Source organism: Actinoplanes sp. NPDC051388 (genome assembly GCF_055586225.1).
Genome location: NZ_JBVJIP010000020.1, coordinates 99,068 through 121,600 on the forward strand (window position 1 = coordinate 99,068; position 22,533 = coordinate 121,600).

General features: G+C 71.9%; 24 protein-coding genes. 12 read left to right on the forward strand and 12 right to left on the reverse strand.

Annotated elements, in window-relative coordinates:
• Nucleotides 1-16: 16 nt before the first annotated feature.
• Nucleotides 17-685 (forward strand): SDR family oxidoreductase, encoded by a 669-nt coding sequence (locus ACZ6TI_RS38575; RefSeq protein ID WP_465350196.1) that lies wholly within the window; start codon nucleotides 17-19, stop codon nucleotides 683-685.
• A 19-nt stretch (nucleotides 686-704) separates the two neighbouring features.
• Here ACZ6TI_RS38575 and ACZ6TI_RS38580 read toward each other — a convergent pair whose 3' ends face one another.
• Nucleotides 705-2,120 carry a M20/M25/M40 family metallo-hydrolase gene (locus ACZ6TI_RS38580; RefSeq protein WP_465350197.1) on the reverse strand — a complete coding sequence of 472 codons (1,416 nt, stop codon included), beginning with the start codon at nucleotides 2,118-2,120 and terminating at the stop codon, nucleotides 705-707.
• Nucleotides 2,121-2,192: 72 nt separating this feature from the next.
• Nucleotides 2,193-2,855: a SanA/YdcF family protein gene (locus ACZ6TI_RS38585; RefSeq protein WP_465350198.1), complete on the reverse strand. Its 663-nt coding sequence runs from the start codon at nucleotides 2,853-2,855 to the stop codon at nucleotides 2,193-2,195.
• A 78-nt stretch (nucleotides 2,856-2,933) separates the two neighbouring features.
• Between ACZ6TI_RS38585 and ACZ6TI_RS38590 the strand changes: the two genes are divergently transcribed.
• Nucleotides 2,934-3,323 carry a GNAT family N-acetyltransferase gene (locus ACZ6TI_RS38590; RefSeq protein WP_465350199.1) on the forward strand — a complete coding sequence of 130 codons (390 nt, stop codon included), beginning with the start codon at nucleotides 2,934-2,936 and terminating at the stop codon, nucleotides 3,321-3,323.
• On the opposite strand, the gene ACZ6TI_RS38595 is transcribed toward ACZ6TI_RS38590, so the two are convergent.
• The 4 genes from ACZ6TI_RS38595 to ACZ6TI_RS38610 all read right to left on the reverse strand — a co-directional run bounded on the left by ACZ6TI_RS38595 (nucleotide 3,283) and on the right by ACZ6TI_RS38610 (nucleotide 8,209).
• On the reverse strand, nucleotides 3,283-4,608 hold the full coding sequence (locus ACZ6TI_RS38595; RefSeq protein ID WP_465350200.1) for an ATP-dependent 6-phosphofructokinase: 1,326 nt from the start codon (nucleotides 4,606-4,608) through the stop codon (nucleotides 3,283-3,285). The two genes, ACZ6TI_RS38590 and ACZ6TI_RS38595, sit on opposite strands and share 41 nt — an antisense overlap.
• Nucleotides 4,609-4,632: 24 nt before the next feature.
• Nucleotides 4,633-5,607: a phosphotransferase gene (locus ACZ6TI_RS38600; RefSeq protein ID WP_465350201.1), complete on the reverse strand. Its 975-nt coding sequence runs from the start codon at nucleotides 5,605-5,607 to the stop codon at nucleotides 4,633-4,635.
• 42 nt (nucleotides 5,608-5,649) lie between these two features.
• Complete coding sequence (locus ACZ6TI_RS38605; protein ID WP_465350202.1) at nucleotides 5,650-7,875, reverse strand: exo-beta-d-1,3/1,6-glucosidase; 2,226 nt, start codon at nucleotides 7,873-7,875, stop codon at nucleotides 5,650-5,652.
• A 100-nt stretch (nucleotides 7,876-7,975) separates the two neighbouring features.
• Nucleotides 7,976-8,209, reverse strand: coding sequence for a hypothetical protein (locus ACZ6TI_RS38610; RefSeq protein WP_465350203.1), 234 nt, complete (start codon nucleotides 8,207-8,209; stop codon nucleotides 7,976-7,978).
• A gap of 174 nt (nucleotides 8,210-8,383) precedes the next feature.
• On the opposite strand from ACZ6TI_RS38610, the gene ACZ6TI_RS38615 reads away from it, so the two are divergent.
• The gene (locus ACZ6TI_RS38615; RefSeq protein ID WP_465350204.1) at nucleotides 8,384-9,106 is read left to right on the forward strand and encodes a GAP family protein; all 723 of its coding nucleotides are present in this window, start codon (nucleotides 8,384-8,386) and stop codon (nucleotides 9,104-9,106) included.
• On the opposite strand, the gene ACZ6TI_RS38620 is transcribed toward ACZ6TI_RS38615, so the two are convergent.
• From ACZ6TI_RS38620 to ACZ6TI_RS38630, 3 genes are read right to left on the reverse strand one after another with little or no spacing between them, the layout of a single operon-like run.
• Nucleotides 9,087-9,440 carry a pentapeptide repeat-containing protein gene (locus ACZ6TI_RS38620; protein ID WP_465350276.1) on the reverse strand — a complete coding sequence of 118 codons (354 nt, stop codon included), beginning with the start codon at nucleotides 9,438-9,440 and terminating at the stop codon, nucleotides 9,087-9,089. The two genes, ACZ6TI_RS38615 and ACZ6TI_RS38620, sit on opposite strands and share 20 nt — an antisense overlap.
• Nucleotides 9,377-10,057: a hypothetical protein gene (locus ACZ6TI_RS38625; RefSeq protein WP_465350279.1), complete on the reverse strand. Its 681-nt coding sequence runs from the start codon at nucleotides 10,055-10,057 to the stop codon at nucleotides 9,377-9,379. The genes ACZ6TI_RS38620 and ACZ6TI_RS38625 overlap by 64 nt, the downstream gene beginning before the upstream one ends.
• Nucleotides 10,058-10,103: 46 nt before the next feature.
• On the reverse strand, nucleotides 10,104-10,817 hold the full coding sequence (locus ACZ6TI_RS38630; RefSeq protein ID WP_465350205.1) for a bleomycin resistance protein: 714 nt from the start codon (nucleotides 10,815-10,817) through the stop codon (nucleotides 10,104-10,106).
• Between the two features lie 74 nt (nucleotides 10,818-10,891).
• Between ACZ6TI_RS38630 and manD the strand changes: the two genes are divergently transcribed.
• The 9 genes from manD to argH are packed head-to-tail and all read left to right on the forward strand — an operon-like array spanning nucleotide 10,892 to nucleotide 20,406.
• On the forward strand, nucleotides 10,892-12,109 hold the full coding sequence (gene manD / locus ACZ6TI_RS38635) for a D-mannonate dehydratase ManD (RefSeq protein ID WP_465350206.1): 1,218 nt from the start codon (nucleotides 10,892-10,894) through the stop codon (nucleotides 12,107-12,109).
• Nucleotides 12,110-12,151: 42 nt separating this feature from the next.
• Nucleotides 12,152-13,153 carry an N-acetyl-gamma-glutamyl-phosphate reductase gene (gene argC, locus ACZ6TI_RS38640; protein WP_465350207.1) on the forward strand — a complete coding sequence of 334 codons (1,002 nt, stop codon included), beginning with the start codon at nucleotides 12,152-12,154 and terminating at the stop codon, nucleotides 13,151-13,153.
• Nucleotides 13,150-14,337, forward strand: coding sequence for a bifunctional glutamate N-acetyltransferase/amino-acid acetyltransferase ArgJ (argJ, locus tag ACZ6TI_RS38645; protein ID WP_465350208.1), 1,188 nt, complete (start codon nucleotides 13,150-13,152; stop codon nucleotides 14,335-14,337). The genes argC and argJ overlap by 4 nt, the downstream gene beginning before the upstream one ends.
• Nucleotides 14,334-15,200 carry an acetylglutamate kinase gene (gene argB, locus ACZ6TI_RS38650; RefSeq protein ID WP_465350209.1) on the forward strand — a complete coding sequence of 289 codons (867 nt, stop codon included), beginning with the start codon at nucleotides 14,334-14,336 and terminating at the stop codon, nucleotides 15,198-15,200. Before argJ ends, argB begins: the two co-directional genes overlap by 4 nt.
• Entirely contained in the window at nucleotides 15,197-16,339 is a 1,143-nt protein-coding gene (locus tag ACZ6TI_RS38655; protein WP_465350210.1) for an acetylornithine transaminase, read from the forward strand. The genes argB and ACZ6TI_RS38655 overlap by 4 nt, the downstream gene beginning before the upstream one ends.
• Nucleotides 16,336-17,283, forward strand: a complete 948-nt coding sequence (argF, locus tag ACZ6TI_RS38660; protein ID WP_465350211.1) for an ornithine carbamoyltransferase — start codon at nucleotides 16,336-16,338, stop codon at nucleotides 17,281-17,283. The genes ACZ6TI_RS38655 and argF overlap by 4 nt, the downstream gene beginning before the upstream one ends.
• Nucleotides 17,280-17,780, forward strand: coding sequence for an arginine repressor (locus ACZ6TI_RS38665; protein WP_465350212.1), 501 nt, complete (start codon nucleotides 17,280-17,282; stop codon nucleotides 17,778-17,780). Before argF ends, ACZ6TI_RS38665 begins: the two co-directional genes overlap by 4 nt.
• A complete protein-coding gene (locus ACZ6TI_RS38670; RefSeq protein WP_465350213.1) occupies nucleotides 17,777-18,985 on the forward strand; it encodes an argininosuccinate synthase in 1,209 nt (402 codons plus the stop codon). The genes ACZ6TI_RS38665 and ACZ6TI_RS38670 overlap by 4 nt, the downstream gene beginning before the upstream one ends.
• A complete protein-coding gene (argH, locus tag ACZ6TI_RS38675; protein ID WP_465350214.1) occupies nucleotides 18,985-20,406 on the forward strand; it encodes an argininosuccinate lyase in 1,422 nt (473 codons plus the stop codon). The genes ACZ6TI_RS38670 and argH overlap by 1 nt, the downstream gene beginning before the upstream one ends.
• Here the strand turns inward: argH and ACZ6TI_RS38680 are convergent.
• From ACZ6TI_RS38680 to ACZ6TI_RS38690, 3 genes are read right to left on the reverse strand one after another with little or no spacing between them, the layout of a single operon-like run.
• Nucleotides 20,403-20,693, reverse strand: coding sequence for a LysR family transcriptional regulator (locus tag ACZ6TI_RS38680; RefSeq protein WP_465350215.1), 291 nt, complete (start codon nucleotides 20,691-20,693; stop codon nucleotides 20,403-20,405). The two genes, argH and ACZ6TI_RS38680, sit on opposite strands and share 4 nt — an antisense overlap.
• Nucleotides 20,642-21,181 carry a DM13 domain-containing protein gene (locus tag ACZ6TI_RS38685; RefSeq protein WP_465350216.1) on the reverse strand — a complete coding sequence of 180 codons (540 nt, stop codon included), beginning with the start codon at nucleotides 21,179-21,181 and terminating at the stop codon, nucleotides 20,642-20,644. Before ACZ6TI_RS38685 ends, ACZ6TI_RS38680 begins: the two co-directional genes overlap by 52 nt.
• Before the next feature lie 48 nt (nucleotides 21,182-21,229).
• On the reverse strand, nucleotides 21,230-22,528 hold the full coding sequence (locus ACZ6TI_RS38690) for a hypothetical protein (protein ID WP_465350217.1): 1,299 nt from the start codon (nucleotides 22,526-22,528) through the stop codon (nucleotides 21,230-21,232).
• Between the last annotated feature and the right edge of the window lie 5 nt (nucleotides 22,529-22,533).

Below are 22,533 nucleotides of genomic sequence, written 5' to 3' on the forward strand. Positions count from 1 at the left end.
CGGGAGTCCTACCCGCATGACTGAACTGAACGGCACCACCGCGGTCGTCACGGGGGCGAGCCGCGGCTTCGGGCGTGCCATCGCGGACGCGCTCTCCGATGCGGGTGCGTCCGTGGTGGGCGTCTCGCGTACCCAAGGACTCGATGCCACCGACCCGGCCGTCGCGGCCCGCATCCTGGCCGAGCACCTGCCGAAGGTCCTGGTGCTCAATGCCGGCGCCATCCCGGCGATGGGCCCGATCGACGATCTGAGCTGGGCGGATTTCAGCCGCAACTGGGAGGTGGACACCCGGCACGTCTTCGAGTGGGTGCGCGCCGCTCTCAAGCTGCCCCTCGCGCCGGGCTCCCGGATCATCGTCATGTCCAGCGGCGCGGCGATCAGCGGATCCCCGGTCGGCGGCGGTTACGCGGGCGCCAAGGCCACGATCAAATTCATTTCCGGGTACGCGCAGGACGAGTCCGACCGGCGCGGCCTCGGCCTGCTCTGCACCGCGATCCTGCCCCGGCTCAGCCCGACCACGACGCTGGGCGAGGCGGGCGCCGCGGCCTATGCGGCCCGGCAGGGCATCGACCTGCCGGAGTTCCTGGCCAAGCTCGGGCCGTCGATCACTCCGGAGTCGATGGGCCGCCAGGTGCTCGACCTGATCCGGCAGCCGGCGCCGGACCCGACCTTCGAACCCGCCTAGGGTCTGTTTTGAACAAACCCTAGGACGACGGTGTCGGGGCCGCGACCGGGCTGCGATGCCCGTTGCGGTCCACGGCGCGCACGCCGAACTGCACGTTGTCCTTGGAGATGTCGACAGTGGCGGAGGTGACCAGCCCGACCAGCGCGCCGTGCGTCCACTCCGGGTCGGTGGTCTCGCGCCACACCACCTCGTAGCCCGCCAGGTCGGCCTCGCCGCCGGCCTGCCAGCGCAGCGTCGTCGCGTTGGTGAGCTGGGTGGTGTCGATGACCACGCCGCGTGGGGTGGACGGCGCCTGGGCCAGCGACCACAGCACCGCCGCATTCACCCGGGCCACCCGCGCGATGTAGAAGAAGTCGCAGAACTCGGGCAGGTCGCCGAACTGCACGCCGCCTTCGACCCGCACGTCCTGGTGCTGCAGCCGGAAGTTCTCCCGCGGCTCGGTGAAGCGGGCCGCCGGGTAACCGCGGCGCAGGAACGACACGTGGTCGCTGCCGCGCAGGTAACGATCGCGGCGCCAGACCACCCGGATCTTCATGCCGGTCTCCGGGTTTTCCGCCACGTCGCGGGCGAACCGGCCGAGCTGGCGGGACGGCCCGTCGTTTTCCCCGCCGGTCGACTGGCGCACGGCGGCCTGGGCGGGCGTCTCCGAGGTGGGCACGCCCTCGACGAAGAGCCGGACCATCCGATTCGCCGGCGGGGTGCCGTCGTGCGCGTCGCCGCTGCCGACGATGTCGTTGCTGAACATCGCCTGGATGTCGGTGCCGGCGTCGCGGTAGGCCTGGGCCATGTGGTCGGAGCCGTAGAGGCCCTGCTCCTCGCCGGCCACCGCGGCGAACACGATCGTCGCCTCGGTGCGCCGGGTGGCCATGATGCGCGCCATCTCCATCACCGCGGCCACGCCGGAGGCGTCGTCGTCGGCACCGGGGGCGTCCGCTGTCGCGTTCATCACGTCGGTCACGCGGGAGTCGTAGTGACCGGTCACCACATAGACCCGGCCGGGATCGGTGGTGCCACGCAGCGTGGCGATCACGTTGGTGATCGTGGTCGGCACCGGCACTCTCGGTGACACCGGCTGCACGAACGACTGCAGCTCGACCGTCATCCGGCCGCCGGAGGCCTCCGCATATGACTGCATCTGCTCGTGGATCCAGTCGCGGGCCGCGCCGATGCCGCGCATCGGGTCGTCCTGCGTGGACAGTGTGTGCCGGGTGCCGAACGCGGCCAGCCGGCGCACGATGCGCTCGATCCGGCGCGGGTCGATCTCGCGCAGCACGGTCTTGAGCTCACGGTCCGGCGCCTGCGGCCGCAGGCGGGTGCGGGGGGACGCGGTCGCGGCGGCCCCGCCGAGCGGGGCGGCACCGGCCGACGTGCTGAACAGGGGCGCCGCGACGGCTGCCGCGGCGCCGGCGGAGAGGAAGGCTCGCCGGTCTGCCATACCGGACACTTTGGTCCACCGGGGACGAGTTGTCTACGGTCATCTATGTCAGATGATGCATACCGAGTGCATTCAGCGCAGGGCGTCGTCGACGCTCGTCTCGCGGTCGCCGAGGAAGATCGGGTCGCGGCCGGACACGGTGTCCGTCACGGCCTTCACGACGGCCATCCGCTCGCGTCCGGAGCTGGAGAGCCAGGGCTGGGTGTAGACCCGCGCGGTGTCGTCGCCGACACCGTCCGTGTCGATCCCGAGGTGACGGCAGAGCGCGACGGCCCGCTCGATGTGATAGCTCTGCGTGACGATGACGGCCTTGCGGACGCCGAAGATCTCCCGCGCCCGCGCGCAGGTGTCATAGGTGTCGAAGCCGGCATGGTCGAGCGCCACCCGGGAGGCCGGGACGCCCCGCGAGACCAGCCACTGAAACATGCCGCCCGGCTCGTTGTACGTCCACTCGGCGTGGTCGCCGGACACCAGGATGGCCTTGACCTGCCCGGACTCGTACAGGCGGCGGGCGATCTCGAGGCGGGCGGCGAGGAAGGGGGACGGGACGTCCCCGGCGTACACCTCGGCGCCGAGCACGATCGCGACCGGCGCGGCGGGCGCGTCCGCCAGGTCGTGCACGTGCCCGGCGGACGCCGCCTTCACCCAGAACGCCCCGGCGGCCATCGTCAGCACTGCGGCCGCGGTCGCGAGCGCCCCCGATACGACCAGCCGCCGGAACCATCGCTTGAACACGCCGCCGAGGCTGCCATCCGGCGACGACCACGCCGGACCGGAAAGCGGGGGGCGGCACGAATTGGGTAGACAGGACCCGTGCTGGACCAGGATCCCCTCATCGTCTGGGCGCACCAGAACGGCGCGCGCACCTTCCGAACGGCGGACGCGGTCGCGGTCGCCGCGCCCGATCTGTCCCGGCGCGACCGGCTGGTGCTGGCCGGCGAACCGGACGCAGTGACCCGCCTGGTGGCCGCCGAGGCGTGGTCCGTACCCGGGATCGGGTTTGTCGCCGGGGTGGCCACCCATCCGGCCGCACGAGGCGGCGCCCTGGCCACCGCGCTCTGCGCGTTCGTGACCAACGACCTGCTGCGCGCGCACGATCGGGTGGCGCTGTTCGCGGATTACTGGAACGAGGCGGCCGTGCGGACCTACCGGCGGCTCGGCTTCACGCTGCGGCCACTCGGCGTGGGACGGCGAACTCGGTAGGTTGGCCGGTCGCCTCGAGGACCGACATCCACAGGTCGCCCTCGGGGTCCACCTGGTTGCGGGAGGCCACCGCCAGCGGGATCGGCACGTGCACGAAGCGGCCGCGCCAGCTGCCCACCACCAGCTCGGTGCGCCCGGCCATCGCCGCGTGCACGGCCGCCTGGGCCAGCCGCAGGCAGTAGACGCTGTCGTACGGGTTGGCGGGGACGCTGCGGATCACGTACGAGGGGTCGATGTATTTGAGGTTGACCTCCTGCCCGGCGCCGGCGAAGTCGTCCAGGATCCGGGCGCGGAGGTAGACCCCGAAGTCGCCCAGCCGGCGGTTGCCGGAGGCGTCGGTGCCGGCCATCCGCACATGCTCCTGGCCGGCGCCCTCGGCGACCACCACCAGCGCGTGCCCGCGGGTGACCACCCGGTCGCGCAGGTGCGGCAGGAACCCGTCCAGCGAGAACGGCACCTCGGGGATCAGCACGTAGTCGGCGTCGCTGTTGGCCAGCGCGGCATAGCAGGCGATGAACCCGCAGTGCCGGCCCATCAGCTGCACCAGGCCGATCCCGCCGGGCTGCGCGGTGGCCTCGGTGTGCGCCGCCCGGATCGACTCGGTGGCCTTCGAGAACGCGGTCTGGAAGCCGAAGCTGTGCCCGATGAACGGGATGTCGTTGTCGATCGTCTTCGGCACCCCGACCACGGCGATCCGGCGCTCCCGGGCGGCGATCGCCTGACTGATCCGGGCCGCGCCGCGCATCGAGCCGTCGCCGCCGATCACGAACAGGATGTTGACGCCGAGCTGATCGAGCGTGTCGACGATCTCCTCGGGGTCCTGGTTGCCGCGCGAGGTGCCGAGGATCGTGCCGCCGTGCTCGTTGATGTATTCCACGCTGGCCGGGGTCAGCTCGACCACGCTGCGCGCGTGCCGGGGGACCAGGCCCTGATAGCCGTTGCGGAAGCCGAGGATCCGGGTCACGCCATATTGTCTGGTCAGGGTCAGCACCAGGCCGCGGATCACGTCGTTCAGCCCGGGGCAGAGGCCGCCGCAGGTGACGATGCCGACCCGGATCTTGGAGGGGTCGAAATAGATCCGCCGGCGCGGGCCGCCCGGTTCGAAGGACGGCAGCTCGGTGCCCGCCCGGGCGTGCTGCAGGGCCAGGGTGTCGTCGAGCAGCACCCGGTCGGTCTCGTCCACGTAGTGCTCGGTCGTGCCCTGCCGGGCCACGAGCGCACCGAGCGGCGACTCGATGCGGCAGTCGCCGAGCGTCCGGACCCGCAGCTGCGCCGCCTCCACCATGAGGCGGAGCGTAGGCGGCGTGCGTTACGACGAGATTCCGCCGACCAGCCGCTCGAGGATCGCCCAGCTCGAATCGTCGTCCTCGTCACCGGTGTGCGGTCCGCGGAAACGGGCCACCGAGACCGCGAGATCGGCCCGGTCCCACCACTGCCGATAGGTCTCGATGGTGGCCGGCCGCATGCTGGTGCCGGTCGCGTTCTCATAGGCCAGGGCCATCTCCTCGCCGAGCATCCACAGGTCGCGCTCCGGCGGCGCGACCAGCGCGGTGTCCCAGTCGATCAGCCGCCAGCCGTCGGCCGTGCGCATCGAGTTGCCCGGGTGCGGCTCGCCGTGGGTGAGCACGTCGCGGTCGCGCCCGACCGCCGCGGCCATCCGGTCGTAGTCCGCGAACCAGGCGGTGAGCCGGCCCGCGTTCTCGGTGAGCAGGGCGGCGGTGCGCGCGGCGTAGGGTCCGTCGCCGGCGGCCGGCTCGCCGGCCAGGCCGGCCTCGACCGCGTCGCGGTTCGGCACCGCGAGGTCGTCCACACCGGCCAGGGCACGCACGGTGGGTGGTGCGGCGTGCACCCGCAAGATCATGTCGAGTACGGCCGGACGATGCGTCCCGTCCGCCCATTCCTGCCAGCCGAAACTCTGGCCCTCGACATGCGGGTAGAGCGCCGCCGTCCAGGCCTCGCCGACCCGGGCGACGGTGCTGCCACCGGCCGTCGGCACCGGCGCCACCACGAACCGGTCGCCGCTGTCACGCAAGGCCCGCGCGGTGTTCAGCGCCCGGGCGAGCCGGGCGTGGACCGCGTCCAGCGGCTCGGTCTCGACGAGCCGCTTGATCCGCAGGTCGTCCACGGTCACGAACCAGCGGCCGCCGGCCGGGTCGGTGGCCAGCCAGTGATGGCTGCCGAAGCCGACCGGGGCGTACTTCAGCTCCGCGACCGCCACGCCCCACTCCCGGGTGAGGGCGGCGTCCAGCGCGTTCTCGTCGAAGTCCTCGGGCAGGCTCTGCACGCGGCCGATTCTGTCAGGCCACCGGCCCGCGGTCGCGTTCGTTCACGGCTTAATCGTGAACGGCGCTTTCAGCAGGTCACGCGAGTTGGGGCCGACGCGCAGCTCGAAGGCGCCCGGCTCGACCACCCGGTCGCCGTCCGCGGTGACCAGCGTGCAGTCCACGGCCGGCAGGTCCAGCTCGACCGTGACCGTGGCGCCTGCCTCGACCACCACCTGCCGATAGGCCTTCAGCTCCTGGGTGGCCCAGGTGACGCTGGTGACCACGTCGTGCACATAGGCCTGCACGGTCTCCAGCGCCGGCCGGGCGCCGGTGTTGGTGAGCCGCACGGTGGCCCGCAGCAGGCCGTCGCGGGTGATCTCCGGCTCGGCGACGGCCAGGTCCGCGTAGTCCACAGTGGTGTAGCTGAGGCCCTCGCCGAAGACGAACTGCGGGTCCTGGGTGAGGTCCGCGTAGCGGCGGCCGTGCTGGCCGCGGATCTGGTTGTAGTAGACCGGCTGCTGGCCGACGTGCCGGGGCACCGAGAGCGGCAGCCGGCCGGACGGCTCGATCAGGCCCAGCACCAGCTCGGCGATCGCCCGGCCGCCCCGCATGCCGGGGTTGAACGCGAAGATCACCGCGGCCGCACTGAGCGCCGAGGGCGGCAGCACCAGCGGCTTGGAGGCGATCAGCACGACCACCATCGGGGTGCCGGTGGCGGCCACCGCGTCCAGCAGCGCGATCTGGCCGCCCTGCAGTTCGAGCGTGGCGGTCGAGCGGTTCTCGCCGGTGAGCGCGACGGTGTCGCCGACCACGACCACCGCGACGTCGGCGTTGCGGGCCTCGTCCACCGCGTCGGCCAGCTGTTGCGGGTCGACCGGCGCGCCCTGGGAGATCGGCGGGCGGGGCTGGCCGTCGGGGTAGGTCGCGCCGTCCGGGTCGGGCACCAGGTGCTCGATGTCGGCGCCCCGGGAGTATGTCACCTTTTCACCGGTCGCGCGGAAGCCGTCGAGGACCGTCTCGATCATCTCGCGGGGCTGGCCGTCCGGCATCCAGTCGACCTGACCGGAGTCGCCGGCCCAGTCGCCGAGCTGGGCGGACGGGTCGTCGGCGTTCGGGCCGAGCACGGAGATCCGGGTGTCCGGCGCGATCGGCAGCAGGCCGTCGTTGCGCAGCAGCACCAGCGAGCGGCGGGACACCTCGAGGTTGAGCTCGGTGTGCTCGGGGCTGCCGATCACCGCCGCCTGGCGGGTCGCGTCCGGTGCCCGCGGGTTCTCGAACAGGCCCAGGCGGAACTTCAGCCGCAGGATGCGGCGTACCGCCTCATCGATCTCGTCCTCCGTCAGGAGGCCGCGCGCGACCGCCTCCTGAGCCCCCTCGAAGACCGCGGGGGTGGTCATCATCAGGTCGTTGCCGGCCTTGATCGCCAGCGCGCTGGCCTGCGCGACGTCCGCGCAGACGCCCTGCTCCCAGACCATCCGGCCGACGTTGTCCCAGTCGGTGACCAGCGTGCCCGCGAAGCCCCACTCCTGCTTGAGCACGTCGTTGAGCAGCCAGCGGTTGGCGGTGATCGGCACGCCGTCCATCGACTGGTAGCCCAGCATGAACACCGCCACCCCCTCGCGGGCCACCCGCTCGAACGGCGGCAGGAACCAGGAGCGCAACTTGCGCCGGCTGATGTCGGCCTCGCTGGCGTCCCGGCCGCCCTGGGTCTCGGAGTAGCCGGCGAAGTGCTTGGCGGTGGCCAGGATCGCGGTCGGGTCGGTGAGGCCGCCGCCCTGGTAACCGCGGACCATCGCCGCGCCCAGCTCGCCGATCAGGAACGGGTCCTCGCCGAACGTCTCGTCGACCCGGCCCCAGCGCAGGTCGCGGGCGATGCACAGGACGGGGGAGAAGGTCCAGTGCACACCGGTCGCGGACACCTCGACCGCGGTCGTCCGGGCCATCCGCTCGATCAGCGCGGCGTCCCAGGTGGCGGCCATCGCGAGCTGGGTCGGGAAGATCGTCGCGCCGGGCCAGAACGAGTGCCCGTGGATGCAGTCCTCGGCGGTGATCAGCGGGATGCCCAGCCGGGTGCCGGCCGCCAGATCGATGGCCTCGAGCAGCCGCCGCGGCGAGGTGTGCAGGATCGACCCGGCCAGCTTGCCGGTGACGACCTCCTTGAGGTCACCACGAGAGTCGAGCTGCAGCATCTGCCCGACCTTCTCGGGCAGCGTCATCCGGGCCAGCAGATCCGCGACGCGCTCGTCGACGGACAGCGAGGGATCCCGATATGGGTCGTCAACGGGCACGAGGGGGTCCTCCGGGGACGGTCGGAAACGCGGCCGTTCCGCAGTGTGACAGCCTGGAACCGGTTCCGTCACCCTTGTGCGGTTCCGGAACCTACACGTGTCAGTGGTCTGGGTCACTCTCGTCGAGCGAGGGCACCTCGAAGCCGGCCGCGACCACCGCGTCCAGCCGCGCCGCGAGCGCCGCCTTCTCCTGCTCGACCAGATAGGCGTACTCCGCCTGGACACCGGGGTCGTCGTTGTCCTCGAGCCGGTCGAAGTAGCGCTGCGTCTCGCGGACCGCCCGCGCGTATTCGGCGGCGGCGTCCCGGACTGCGATGATCGTCTCGTCGGCCATGCCGCCGTTTCTACTCCTCACCTGGGCATCGCGCCATTCCGATGCTGGAACGTCGCGGTGGGTCCGTCCCGGCGATGCTTCGCCAACCGGGCGGATGATCTCGGCGCGCCCAGTCCATGGCCGCGCACCGGCATCCAGGCCGGAGTCCGATGTGGACGCAGTAGGGTGGGCGCGGTGGAATGGGGGACGCTGCTCTTTCTCGCCGGGCTGGCGCTGGTCGACAGCACCAGCGTCGGCACGCTCGTGATCCCGCTGTGGATGTTGCTCGATCCGGTCGTGCGGGTGCGGCAGTTCCTGGTCTATCTGGCCACCGTCGCCGGGTTCTATCTGATCGTGGGCATCGTGCTGACCGCCGGCGCGGGCGCGTTGCGGCTGCCCGGCGGCCGGGTCGTGCTGTGGATCCAGCTGGTGCTCGGCGTGCTGCTGTTCGTGGCCAGCTTCTGGTTCGACGGCAAGCGGGTGGCCCGGCGCCGCGCCCGCCGGGGCGGCCCGTCGCCGGCCGAGAAATGGCAGGCGCGGCTGGCCGCGGCCAAGGGCTCCTACCGCCTGACCGCGGGCCTGGGCCTGGTCGCCGCGGGCATCGAGGTGATGTCGATGCTGCCCTATCTGGCCGCGATCGGCGTGCTGACCGCGGCCGACGTCAGCGCGGTGGTCTGGTTGCCGGTGCTGGCGGCCTACGTGCTGGTGATGGTCCTGCCGGCGGTGCTGCTGCTCGGCCTCCGGCTGGCGCTGCACCGCCGGGTGGAGTCGTTCCTGCAGGTGCTGAGCGCCTGGGTGGCCCGGCACATGGACGGCGTGCTCGGCTGGGTGCTGGCCATCATCGGCTTCCTGCTGGCCCGTGACGCGGCCGCCAAGCTGAGCCTTTTCGGCGCAACCGTCATTGCCTGGACAGGTTGACTCGCCGGCAAGCCAGGGCGCTCAGGGCGTCCGCGGCCGGTGGCGCGACGCCGGCGGGCAGCCTCGTTCCGGCATTGACCTTGGCGCACTTGAGCTGATCGGTGGTGACCTCGGCGGTACGGAGATCGACTCCGATGAGGTTTGTCCTGGTCAAGTCGGCGTTGCGCAGATTGGTCCCGGCGAGACTGGCGCTCCCCAACTCCGCGTCGGCCAGGAAGGCGTTGGTGAGATCCGCGCCGCCGAGATCGGCCCGGGTGAGCCGAGCTCCCGTCAGGTTCGCACCGGAAAGGCCGGCTGCCCGGAATGAGGCGCCCGGGAGGCTCGCTCCGCGCAGATCGGCCGAGGTGAGGTCGGCTCCGTTGAAGAGGGCTTCGCCAAGCCCGAGGGACCCGCTGCGCACGTAAGACAGATCTGCCCCGGTGAGCATGGCGGAAGTGAAGTCGGCGCCGGGGGGATCTCGGCTGAGGCCGGCACCTCCCTGCGGCCCGCGTCGTCCGGTGTCGGCCGCGGCGCGTGGGTCCGGACGAACGCACTCAGGACCTCGATGACGGAGTCCTCTGCCTCCGGCGCGTCCCGCATCAGCGCTTCCAGCGCATAGATCCCGCCCAGGCGTACCCCGAGTTTGTCCTTGTCCTCCTGGCCGAGCTGGTCGATGGCCGCGACGAAGCGGTCGGCCCGCTGCCCCTCCAGGGCGAGATTCTGCTGCCGGCTGGTGGACTCGCGCTGCTGGTCCAACTGGTCGCGGTTGAAGCTGTTCGTCAGATAGAGACCGACCGCGACCAGCAGCACCGAGATCGCGCTGCCGGCCGAGGTGATGCGTTGCCACCGGTCGGTCCGGCCGGCCCGAGTCCGGCCTGGTCGCACCTTCGCGGTCGGCCGGCGGCCGAGCGGTGAGGGTGGATCGGACCACGCCGACCGGGCGGCGCGGAATCGGGCGAGCGGGCTGGGCATGACTCATTGGACATCGATCACCCGAATGAGGCGATCGGGCACAAGGTCAGGCCTCGGGCTCCGCGCGGGCGGCCGCGCGGTGTTCCAGGGCCTCGGCCAGCTCGGCGAGCTCGGCGCCGGTGTCGTCCAGCTCGCGGGCCCGGTCCAGGGCCTCGGCTGCGGTCGCCACGTCGTCCAGCACCAGGGCCAGCTCCGCGCGGTAGGCCAGCGCCTCCGCCATCACCGCCGCGTCCTCGTCCGGGGTCACCTCGGCCAGCGCGCCGTCCAGGATCTTCGCCGCCTGGGCGTGGTCGCCCTTCGAATCGGCCAGCACCACCGCGTTTTCCAGGGCCGTCGCCAGCCTGGTCGCCGGGCCGGGCGCGCGGCTCGGTCCCTTGGCGGTGATCCGGATCCAGTTGCCGCCCGGGTCCACCACGCTGAAGCCGGTCAGCCGGTCGCTGTTGCGCCGCACCCGCGGCCGGGTCATCCGGGGCAGACCCGAGACCAGGACTTTCCCGTACGCCGCGCGCATGCCGTCCGCGAACGCCCGGTGCAGCGACCCGATGTCGTCCACCAGCACCAGGCACGAGCCGTACGAGCTCTCCGGGTCGAAGTCGGGCATGCCGAAGAAGTGCAGGTGCAGGTCCTCCCGGCGGAGCGCCAGATAGGGGTTGGGCTGCTGCTGGCGATAGGTGCGGCGGAACCCCAGCGCCGCGTAGAAATCGGCGATCTCGTCGATGTCCGCGCACGGCAGCAGCGGAACGCTCACCTCGTTGGCCACCCCCCTTTCTACCGCGATGAGTGCCGATCCCCAGGCGGTTTACGGTGGACCGATCCCACCGGAGAGGCCCGCAAATGATCATCGAATCCGCTGAGGTCGTGGTGACCAGCCCCGATCGGAACTTCGTCACGCTCCGCGTCACCACCGACGAGGGCCTGGTCGGGCTGGGCGACGCCACGCTCAACGGCCGCGAGATGGCGGTGGTGGCCTATCTCGCCGAGCACGTCGCCCCGCTGCTGATCGGGCGGGACGCGCACCGGATCGAGGACACCTGGCAGTTCCTCTACCGGGGCGCGTACTGGCGCCGGGGCCCGGTCACGATGGCCGCCATCGCGGCGGTCGACGTGGCGCTGTGGGACCTCAAGGCGCAGAAGGCGGGGCTGCCGCTCTACCAGCTGCTCGGCGGCGCCTCGCGCACCGGTCTGCTGGCCTATGGCCACGCCAGCGGCGGCGACCTGCCGGAGCTGTTCGACTCGATCCGCCGGCTCCAGGGGGAGGGCTACCGCGCGATCCGGGTGCAGACCGGGGTGCCGGGGCTGAACCGCATCTACGGCATCGCGGCCGCCGCCGCGGACGAGCACTACGAGCCGGCCCAGCGCGTCGCTCTGCCCGCCGAGGAGGACTGGGACACCCGCTCATACCTGAACCACCTGCCCGGCGTCTTCGAGGCGGTGCGCGCCGAGTTCGGGCCGGACCTGCCGCTGCTGCACGACGTGCACCACCGGCTGACCCCGATGCAGGCGGCCCGGCTGGGCAAGGCGCTGGAGCCCTATGACCTGTTCTGGCTGGAGGACTGCACGCCGGCCGAGAACCAGGACGCGCTGCGCCTGGTGCGGCAGCACACCACCACACCGCTGGCGATCGGCGAGGTCTTCAACACGGTCTTCGACTACCAGACGCTGATCCGCGAGCAGCTGATCGATTACGTGCGCTCGGCGGTCACCCACACCGGCGGGATCAGCCACCTCAAGAAGATCCTGGAGTACGCCGCGCAGTATCAGATCAAGTCGGGCATCCACGGCCCGACCGACATCTCTCCGGTCGGCATGGCCGCGGCGCTGCACCTCGGGCTGGCGATCCACAACTTCGGCATCCAGGAATACATGAAGCACGGATCACTCACCGACGAGGTCTTCCAGCAGTCCTTCACGTTCCGGGACGGTCTGCTGCACCCCGGCGAGAACCCGGGTCTCGGGGTGCGCCTGGACACCGCCGCCGCCGGCAAATACCCGTATCAAACCGCCTACCTGCCGTTCAACCGATTGACGGACGGCACAGTGCACGACTGGTGACTCAGGTGCTAGGGTTCTCTGCATAGTCATGCGGAGGTCGGTATGGGCATCAGGGTCGCGGTCGCGGGTGCGAGTGGTTATGCGGGTGGCGAGCTGCTGCGTCTGATCGCCGGGCACCCCGAGTTCGAGCTCGTGGCCGCCACGGCGCACAGTCAGGCGGGCACGCCGCTGGCTTCCGTGCACCCGCAGCTCACCGGCCTCGACCTCACGCTGAGTGCCACCGATCCGGCCCTCTTGAGCGACGCTGACCTGGTCTTTCTCGCTCTTCCGCACGGTCAGTCCGCGGCCCTGGCGGCGCGGTTGCCGGCCGGCGTCAAGGTGGTCGACCTGGGCGCCGACTTCCGCCTGCGCGACGCCGCCGCGTGGGAGCGTTACTACGGCGGCACGCACGCCGGCACGTGGACCTACGGGCTGCCCGAGCTGCCCGGCGCGCGGGCCGAGATCCGGGCCGGCGACCGGGTGGCAGCCACGGGTTGTTATGCGGCCACCATCACCCTCGCGCTGGCCCCGCTGATCGCCGCCGGGGCGGTGAGCTCGGCCGACGTGGTCGTGGTCGCCGCCTCCGGCACCAGCGGCGCCGGCCGGTCGGCAAAGGTCAGCCTGCTGGGCAGCGAGGTGATGGGCGACCTCTCGCCCTACAAGGTGGGCGCCCACCAGCACGTGCCCGAGATCAAGCAGGCCACCGGCGCCACCTCGTTGTCGATGACCCCGGTGCTCGCGCCGATGCCGCGCGGCATCCTCGCCACGGTCACGGCCGTCCCGACCGGCGACGCCGACCCCCGCGCCGTGCTCGCGGCGGCCTATGCGGACGAGCCGTTCGTGCACCTCCTGCCCGAGGGCGTGTGGCCGCGCACCGCCGCCACCGCCGGTTCCAACGCCTGCCACCTGCAGGCCACCGTCGACGTCGACTCGGGCCGGGTCATCGTCGTCAGCGCTCTCGACAACCTCGGCAAGGGCGCCGCGGGTCAGGCCGTGCAGTGCGCCAACCTGATGTCCGGCCTGCCGGAGACGGCGGGCCTGTCCGCGTTCGGAGTAACGCCATGAGCGTCACCACCCCCAAGGGCTTCCGGGCCAGCGGCGTCGCCGCCGGCCTGAAGACCACCGGCAACCCCGATGTGGCCCTCGTGGTCAACGACGGCCCCGACTCGACCGCCGCCGGCGTGTTCACCGGCAACCGCGTGAAGGCCGCGCCGGTGCTGTGGAGCGAGCAGGTTCTCAAGGGCGGCGTGGTCCGCGCCGTCATCCTCAACTCCGGCGGCGCCAACGCGTGCACCGGCACCCAGGGCTTCCGGGACACCCACGCCACCGCCGAGCACACCGCAGCCGTGCTCCGCAACGCCTCGCTGCAGGGTGCGGGCAAGCCGATGCTGGTCGGCCCGGGCGACGTGGCGGTCTGCTCGACCGGCCTGATCGGCGAGCTGCTGCCGATGGACAAGCTGCTGCCCGGCGTCGGCGCCGCGGTCAAGGGGCTCGGCCCGCAGGGCGGCGACGACGCGGCGGCGGCCATCATGACCACCGACACGGTGCCCAAAACGGCGTCCCGCACGCAGGACGGCTGGACCGTCGGCGGCATGGCCAAGGGCGCCGGCATGCTCGCCCCCGGCCTGGCCACCATGCTGGTCGTGGTCACCACCGACGCGGTGGCCGGCAACGACGCGCTGGACGAGGCGCTGCGGGCGGCGACGCGGGTCACCTTCGACCGCATCGACGCCGACGGCTGCATGTCCACCAACGACACCGTGCTGCTGCTGGCCAGCGGCGCCTCCGACGTGCAGCCGTCGCAGGCCGAGCTGACCGCGGCGGTGACCGAGGTCTGCCACGACCTGGCCCAGCAGCTGATCGCCGACGCCGAGGGCGCCACCAAGCACATCGCGATCGAGGTGCTCGGCGCGGCCAGCGAGACGGACGCGGTCGAGGTCGGCCGCACGGTGGCGCGCAACAACCTGGTGAAGACCGCGCTGTTCGGCAACGACCCCAACTGGGGTCGCATCCTGGCCGCGGTCGGCACCACCGCCGCGGTGTTCGAGCCGGACCGGCTGGACGTGGCGATCAACGGCGTGTGGATCTGCAAGGGTGGCGCGGCCGCCGAGGATCGGTCCAAGGTGGACCTGTCCGGGCGTGACGTGCACATCCAGATCCACCTGCGCGAGGCGGAGATGTCCGCGACCATCTGGACCACCGACCTGTCGCATGCCTATGTGCACGAGAACTCGGCCTATTCGTCATGACGCCCCATGAAAAGGCCGCCGTCCTGATCGAGTCGTTGCCGTGGCTCGAGCAGTTCCACGGTTCCACCGTGGTGATCAAATACGGCGGCAACGCGATGATCGACCCCGAGCTGCAAAAGGCGTTCGCCGCGGACATGGTCTTCCTGCGTTATGCCGGGATCAAGCCGGTCATCGTGCACGGCGGCGGCCCGCAGATCAGCTCCATGCTGGGCCGGCTGGGCATCGAGAGCGAGTTCCGCGGCGGCCTCCGGGTGACCTCGGCCGAGGCGATGGACGTCGTCCGGATGGTCCTCGTCGGTCAGGTCGGACGCGAGCTGGTCGGCCTGATCAACCAGCACGGCCCGTTCGCGGTCGGGCTCTCCGGCGAGGACGCCCGGCTGTTCACGGCGGTCCGGCGCCAGGCCGTGGTCGACGGACTCCCGGTGGACATCGGCCAGGTCGGCGACGTCGAGACCGTGGACACCTCGGCGGTCGACGACCTGATCGCGGCCGGCCGCATCCCGGTCGTCGCCTGCGTCGCGCCGGACGCGGAGGGCGTGGTGCACAACGTCAACGCGGACACCGGCGCCGCCGCGCTCGCCGTCGCCCTCCGGGCCCGCAAGCTCGTCGTCCTCACCGACGTGCCCGGTCTTTATACGAACTGGCCGGACACCGACTCGCTCACCTCCGAGATCACCGCCGCCGACCTGGAGAAGCTGATGCCCTCGCTGGAGTCCGGCATGGCGCCGAAGATGGAGGCCTGCCTCCGGGCGGTCCAGGGCGGCGTGTCGGCCGCCCACGTCATCGACGGCCGTGTCGCCCACTCGACCCTGCTCGAAGTCTTCACCTCGGAGGGTTTCGGGACCATGGTGGTGCCGTCATGACGCTCGTCGAGCGGTGGCGGCAGTCACTGATGGACAACTACGGCACCCCGCCGCTGGCCCTGGTCAAGGGCGCGGGCGCGGTGCTCACCGACGAGGCCGGCCGGGAATATGTCGACCTGCTCGGCGGCATAGCGGTGAACGCGCTCGGCCACGCCCACCCGGCCGTGGTGCAGGCCGTCTCGCAGCAGATCGCCACCCTCGGGCACGTGTCCAACCTGTTCGTCGCCGAGCCGCCGGTCGCGCTCGCCGAGCTGCTGCTGGCGCTCGCCGGGCGGCCGGGCCGGGCGCTGTTCTGCAACTCCGGCGCGGAGGCCAACGAGGCCGCGTTCAAGCTCTCCCGGCTGACCGGCCGGTCGCACGTGGTGTCCACTGTGGGCGGCTTCCACGGCCGCACGATGGGCGCCCTCGCGCTGACCGGCCAGCCGGCCAAGGCGGACCCGTTCCGGCCGCTGCCGGGAGACGTCACCTTCGTTGCTTACGGGGACGGCGAGGCGCTGCGCTCGGCGGTCACCACGGACACCGCCATGGTCATCCTCGAGCCGATCCAGGGGGAAAACGGTGTGGTCGTGCCGCCGCCGGGCTACCTGGCCGCGGCCCGCGAGATCTGCACCGCGGCCGGCGCGCTGCTCGTGCTCGACGAGGTGCAGACCGGCATCGGCCGCACCGGGCACTGGTTCGCGCACCAGGCCGACGGCGTCGAGCCGGACATCATCACGCTCGCCAAGGGGCTGGGCGGCGGGTTGCCGATCGGCGCGTGCCTGGCGTTCGGCCGGGCCGCCGAGCTGTTCACCCCGGGCCTGCACGGCACCACGTTCGGCGGCAACCCGGTCAGCTGCGCGGCCGCGCTCGCCGTGATCCGCACCATCGCCGGCGACGGCCTGCTCGACCACGTGAAGCGGATCGGCGAGCAGATCCGGCGCGGCGCCGAGGCGCTCGGGCTGACCGTCCGCGGCGCCGGGCTGCTGCTCGGCATCGTCCTTGACCAGCCGTCGTCGCCTCAGGTCGCGGCCGCACTGCGGGAGGCGGGCTATCTGGTCAATCCGGTGCAGCCCACCGTGATCCGGCTCGCGCCGCCGCTGATCCTGAGCGCCGAGCAGGCCGACGGATTCCTGGCCGCCCTCGGAAAGGCGCTCCCGTGACCCGGCACTTCCTCAAGGACGACGACCTGTCCCCGGACGAGCAGACCGCCGTGCTCGAGCTGGCCGCGACGATGAAGGTGGATCGATACTCCTTCCGGCCGCTGGCCGGGCCGCAGTCGGTGGCGGTCATGTTCGACAAGCCCAGCCTGCGCACCCGGCTGTCGTTCGAGGCCGGCATCGCCGAGCTGGGCGGCAACCCGATCATCGTGGACACCCAGGCGACCCACTTCGGGCGCGGCGAGTCGCTGGCCGACGCCGGCCGGGTGCTGTCGCGTTATGTCTCGGCGATCGTGCTGCGCACGCACGGCGACGATCGGCTGGTCGAGCTCGCGTCCGACGTGCGGGTGCCGGTGGTCAACGCGCTGACCGACGGCTACCACCCGTGCCAGCTGCTGGCCGACCTGCAGACCGTGCGCGAGCGGCTGGGCGGCACCCGCGGCGCCAAGCTGGCCTATGTCGGGGACGCCGCCAACAACATGGCGAACTCCTATCTGCTGGCCGGAGTGACCGCCGGCATGCACGTGCGGGTCGCCGGGCCGGCCGGGTTCGACCCGTCCGCGGCGGTGGTGTCCCGGGCGGCGGACATCGCGGCGTGGACCGGCGGCTCGGTCGAGGTGGTGCGCGACCCGTTCGAGGCGGTCGACGGCGTCGACGTGATCGCGACCGACACCTGGACGTCGATGGGGCAGGAGGGCGACGGCCGGGATCGGCTGGGTCCCTTCCGGGCCTACCAGGTGAACAAGGCCCTGGTCGCGGCGGCCGCGACCGACGCGATGGTGTTGCACTGCCTGCCGGCGCATCGCGGCGAGGAGATCACCGACGACGTCATGGACGGCCCGCAGAGCGCGATCTTCGACCAGGCGGAAAATCGGCTGCACGCGCAGAAGGCCCTGCTGGCCTGGCTGGTCGAGACCGGAGAACCAGATGTGGGCGGCGCAGCGTGACCGGTCCACTCACCCGGGCCGGCCGGCACGCGCGGATCGTCACCATGATCCGGGCCCGCGCGGTGCGTTCGCAGACCGAGCTGGGTGAGCTTCTCGCGGCCGAGGGCATCCAGGTCACCCAGGCCACGCTCTCCCGCGACCTGGAGGAGCTGGGCGCGGTCAAGGTGAGCGGCGCCTACCTGATCCCGGAGGACGGCAAGCGGCCGCTGCGCGACGCCGAGCAGGCGCCGGCCCGGCTGATCCGGTTGCTGCGCGAGCTGCTCACCGGCGTGGACTCCAGCGGCAACCTGACGATTCTCCGAACCCCGCCCGGGGCGGCGCAGTTCCTCGCCAGCGCGCTGGACCGCTCCGGGCTCACCGATGTCGTCGGCACCATCGCCGGCGACGACACGATCCTCGTCGTGGCCCGCGACGTCACCGGCGGCAAGGCTCTGGCCGACAAGCTCGCCGAATGGGCAGGACACACCACCGAGCACTTTGAGAGGAGTACCCCGTGACCGAGCGGGTCGTTCTTGCCTACTCCGGAGGCCTCGACACCTCCGTGGCCATCCCGTACCTCGCCGAACAGATCGGTGGCGAGGTCATCGCCGTCGCTCTCGACGTCGGCCAGGGCGGCGAGGACATGGAGATGATCCGGCAGCGTGCGCTGGACTGCGGCGCCGCGGAGAGCGTCGTGGTGGACGCGCGCGACGAGTTCGCGGCGGACTTCTGCCTGCCCGCGCTGCGTGCCAACGCCCTCTACATGGACCGCTACCCGCTGGTGTCGGCGCTGAGCCGGCCGCTGATCGTGCGGCACCTGGTGGAGGCGGCCAAGGAATACGGCGGCACGGTGGTCTCGCACGGCTGCACCGGCAAGGGCAACGACCAGGTCCGCTTCGAGGTCGGCATCGGCGCGCTCGCGCCGGGCCTCAAGGTGATCGCGCCGGCCCGGGACTTCGCCTGGACGCGGGACAAGGCGATCGCGCTGGCCGAGGAGAAGGGCCTGCCGATCGACGTGACGCACAAGTCGCCCTATTCGATCGACCAGAACCTGTGGGGACGCGCGGTGGAGACCGGCTTCCTGGAGGACATCTGGAACCCCCCGATCGAGGAACTGTACTCGTACACGCAGGACCCGGCGGTGCAGCGGGACGCGGACGAGGTGGTCATCACCTTCGACCAGGGCAACCCGGTGGCGATCGACGGCCAGACCGTCACGCCGCTGCAGGCGGTCACCGAGCTCAACCGGCGGGCCGGCGCGCAGGGCGTCGGCCGGCTCGACATGGTCGAGGACCGGCTGGTCGGCATCAAGAGCCGCGAGGTCTATGAGGCCCCCGGCGCGATCGCTCTGATCGCCGCGCACCAGGAGCTGGAGAACGTCACCGTCGAGCGCGACGTGGCCCGGTTCAAGCGCACGGTCGACCAGCGGTGGGGCGAGCTGGTCTACGACGGCCTCTGGTTCTCGCCGCTCAAGCACGCCCTCGACGCGTTCATCGCGGACACCCAGAAATACGTGTCCGGCGAGGTGCGGCTGACCCTGCACGGCGGCCGGGCGACGGTCACCGGCCGGCGCTCCGAGGCCAGCCTCTACGATTTCGGGATGGCGACCTACGACACCGGGGACACGTTCGACCAGTCCCTCGCAAAGGGCTTCGTGCAGCTGTGGGGGCTGCCCTCGCGGATGGCCTCGGCCCGGGACGCCCGGCTCAACGGTCCTTCCTGATGGGGGACAAGACCTCTCTGTGGGGCGGCCGGTTCGCCGGCGGCCCCGCCGAGGCGCTCGCCCGGCTCTCGGTCAGCGTCCAGTTCGACTGGCGCCTCGCGCCCTACGACCTGGCCGCCTCCCGCGCGCACGCCCGGGTGCTGTCCGCGGCCGGGCTGCTCGACCCGGATGAGCTGGGCCAGATGCTGGCCGCCCTCGACGACCTCGAGGCGGCCTGCGCGTCCGGCGAGTTCCGGCCCACGGTCGACGACGAGGACGTGCACACCGCGCTCGAGCGCGGCCTGCTCGAGCGGCTCGGCTCGCTCGGCGGCAAGCTGCGCGCCGGCCGGTCCCGCAACGACCAGGTCGCCACCGATCTGCGGCTCTATCTGCGCGACCACGCGCGCGGTGTCGCGGTGTCGCTGGTCGAGCTGGCCGACGCGCTGACCGAGCAGGCGGCGCGCAATGTGGACACTCCGGCGCCCGGCCTGACCCATGTGCAGCACGCGCAGCCGGTCAGCTTCGGGCACTGGCTGCTGGCGCACGTCCATCCGCTGCTGCGCGATCTCGACCGGCTCTCGGACTGGGACACCCGCACCGCGATCTCGCCGCTCGGCTCGGGTGCGCTGGCCGGCTCGTCGCTGCCACTGGACCCGGCCGCGGTCGCCAAGGAGCTGGGCTTCAAGGCCCCGGCGGCCAACTCGATGGACGCCGTGGCCGACCGCGACTTCGTGGCCGAGTTCCTCTTCATCACCGCGCTGATCGGCGTGCACCTCTCCCGCCTCGGCGAGGAGGTGGTGCTCTGGACGTCCACCGAATTTGGCTGGGTGGAGCTCGACGACGCCTTCGCCACCGGGTCGTCGATCATGCCGCAGAAGAAGAACGCGGACATCGCCGAACTGGCCCGGGGCAAGAGCGGGCGACTGATCGGTGGGCTGGTGGCCGTGCTGACCATGCTCAAGGGGCTGCCGCTCACCTACGACCGCGACATGCAGGAGGACAAGGAGCCGGCCTTCGACGCGGTGGACACGCTGCAACTGCTGCTGCCGGCTCTGGCCGGCATGATCTCCACCATGACGGTACGGGTGGACCGCCTGGCCGCCGCGGCGCCGGTGGGCTATTCACTCGCCACCGAGGTGGCCGACTGGCTGGTCCGCAAGGGCGTGCCGTTCCGTGACGCGCACGAGATCACCGGCCGGCTGGTCGCGTTGTGCTCGGCCCGCGAGTGCGAACTGGAGGACGTCTCCGACGACGACCTCAAGACGATCAGCGAACACCTGGACCCCTCGGTCCGCGCGGTCCTGTCGGTCCGCTCGGCCCTGGCCTCCCGCACCACGCCGGGCTCGACCGGCCCCGGCCCGGTGGCCGACCAGCTCGCGATGGTCGAACACCACCTGGACACCTGGCGCCAGTGGGCCGTGGAACGGGTCGTGCCCCGCTAAGACGTCCGGCCTGGACCCCCATCGCCCACCGGTGGGGGTCCATCAAGCGGATCGGCCGCGGCCGAGAGGGTGGCCGCGAACGCGTCGGAGGAGACCTGGTCGTGGAAGCGGCGCCCGGCGACGGTCAGTTCGACCCGGCGGCTGGTGCGGTGCACCAGCGGCACGCCGACTTTCTCCTCCAGCGAGCGCAGGCTCCGCTGCCTCTGGCGCGAAGAGGTCCGCAAGACCGGGCGGGTCAGGTGGCCTGGAGGGTGGCGGCTCCGAAGGAGACGGCGAAGCGCTTGCACCAGATGGACACGCTCTGGAACGCGGCCGGGTCGGTGCCGGACGGCAGCTGGTAGACCTGGTCACCGCGGTTGCCCTTGAGCGGGCCGAGCTCGACATATTCGCCGTCGTCGAAGACCTTCCAGCCGGCTACGCCCGACACCACCTCCTGGTCGGTGAGCCACACGCGCAGGTCGGGGCCGTTCGAGGTGTCGAGGCCGGCCAGTTCGAGCTGGTGCGTACCGTCCGGGTTGCGGACCAGGCGCACCTCGCCGGACGTCTCGTGCTCGTGCGTGACGAATGCGCCCTGCCGGACCACCGCCGGGCCGGCCGCAGCCGAAGCCGGAGGCGCGGCGGCGCCGGCCGCGGAGGGCGGCGCGGCCGAGGTGAGCTGCTCCCGGACCTCGGTGCTGGTGACCAGCCGCCAGGGCTGGAACCAGTAGAGACCCGCGCCCAGCAGCGCGACAAGGACCAGCCAGGTGGCGGGCCGGCGAATCAATCGTCTGATCACAACAGACAGTGAACCGCCGGACCGCCGCCCGGAGAAGGGCATCTGCCCTTACGAACTGCTTACCGCTGCGCCCGCCGCCTTCACCAGGGCGGCGGTCTGCTCGATGGTCTGGGCCCGGTCCGCGGCGAACGCCTGGTCGATGACCACCAGCGGGTCGGTGGGGTAGACCAGAGCCGAGATGTGCAGGTGGCCGCCGGGCACGTCGGTCGCGCCCAGTGCCTGGCGGAGGCGGTTCGAGCGGTACATGCTCTCGTTCGACAGGTAGTTGCCACCGCCGCCGGACTGGGCCTGGCCGCCCGGTGTCGGGCCGGTCGTCTTGCAGGTCACCGGGCCGGTCGGGCGGTCGCCCGCGGCCCACTCGCAGATCTGCTGGTTGAGGCGGGTCGGCCAGGGCGTCGTGCGGGCGTCGATCATCGCCTGGAACGGCAGCGTGGTCTCGATGAACTCGGGCTGCGGGCTGGGCTGCGGCCAGCCGGCGGCCGGCGGGATCGGCTGGGGAGTGCCCTCGTTGTTGTTGTCCGCGTTGCCGCCGCGCCAGGCGCCGGCCCACTGCTCGATGTTCATCGTGCCGCGGTTGCCCTGGCTGATCGTCATGATCAGGTCAGCGCGGGCCGGAGCGCCGGCGGTCAGGTGCGGGCCGAACGCGTCCTCCACGATGCCCAGGTTGAAGCCGGACCAGGTCACCGGCAGCGCCACCGCCTCGATGCGGATCGGCTTGCCGCCGGCCCGGTACGTCACGCCGTCGAGCTGCAGGGCCGAGGCGCCGGACGGGTTCGAGCGCCGGATCTCGCCGTTCAGCTGGTAGGGGTCGAATCCGCTGACCAGCACCCGGGTGACCGCGTCGCGCTTCGGGAAGTCGGTGGTGGTGACGCCGCGCGAGGCGTATTCGAACGTGCGCAACAGGCCGGCGCGGGCCAGGTCGGACACCGGGAACGCGGGACGCCACTGCCGCAGGTCACGGGTGCCCATCAGCCGGGCCCAGTAGAGCGGACGGTCGTCGTACCGCTCGATGGTGCCCTGCACCAGACGGCCCTGCGCGCGATCCACCGCGTCTCGCCAGAGTCGCTCGCCGCGCTGCTTCAGCAGCCGGTCGGCGGCGGCGACCGAGCGGGCCCGGCACAGCTCCGCACTCAGTCTCTCTACAAAGGACGTGAAGCCGCCCGCCTCGACCAGCGCATAGGGCACCCGCTGCCCGCCGGGAAGCGCGGGCGTCTCGATGCGCGTCTCCTCATAGGTGGTCGGCGCGGCGCGGTCGTAACAGTCGGCGGGTGCCGCGGCCCGGGCGGCGGGCGCGGCGGCCAGCGGCCCGGCCAGCACCAGCGTGGCGGCGAGGAGTTTGCGTGGCACAGTCA

Excerpts from the sequence above, each read along its gene's own strand:
- ACZ6TI_RS38575 (WP_465350196.1), top strand. The coding sequence starts at position 17 with ATGACTGAACTGAACGGCACCACCGCGGTCGTCACGGGGGCGAGCCGC.
- ACZ6TI_RS38580 (WP_465350197.1), bottom strand. The coding sequence starts at position 2,120 with ATGGCAGACCGGCGAGCCTTCCTCTCCGCCGGCGCCGCGGCAGCCGTC.
- ACZ6TI_RS38595 (WP_465350200.1), bottom strand. The coding sequence starts at position 4,608 with ATGGTGGAGGCGGCGCAGCTGCGGGTCCGGACGCTCGGCGACTGCCGC.
- ACZ6TI_RS38610 (WP_465350203.1), bottom strand. The coding sequence starts at position 8,209 with ATGGCCGACGAGACGATCATCGCAGTCCGGGACGCCGCCGCCGAATAC.
- ACZ6TI_RS38625 (WP_465350279.1), bottom strand. The coding sequence starts at position 10,057 with ATGCCCAGCCCGCTCGCCCGATTCCGCGCCGCCCGGTCGGCGTGGTCC.
- manD (WP_465350206.1), top strand. The coding sequence starts at position 10,892 with ATGATCATCGAATCCGCTGAGGTCGTGGTGACCAGCCCCGATCGGAAC.
- argC (WP_465350207.1), top strand. The coding sequence starts at position 12,152 with ATGGGCATCAGGGTCGCGGTCGCGGGTGCGAGTGGTTATGCGGGTGGC.
- argJ (WP_465350208.1), top strand. The coding sequence starts at position 13,150 with ATGAGCGTCACCACCCCCAAGGGCTTCCGGGCCAGCGGCGTCGCCGCC.
- argB (WP_465350209.1), top strand. The coding sequence starts at position 14,334 with ATGACGCCCCATGAAAAGGCCGCCGTCCTGATCGAGTCGTTGCCGTGG.
- ACZ6TI_RS38655 (WP_465350210.1), top strand. The coding sequence starts at position 15,197 with ATGACGCTCGTCGAGCGGTGGCGGCAGTCACTGATGGACAACTACGGC.
- argH (WP_465350214.1), top strand. The coding sequence starts at position 18,985 with ATGGGGGACAAGACCTCTCTGTGGGGCGGCCGGTTCGCCGGCGGCCCC.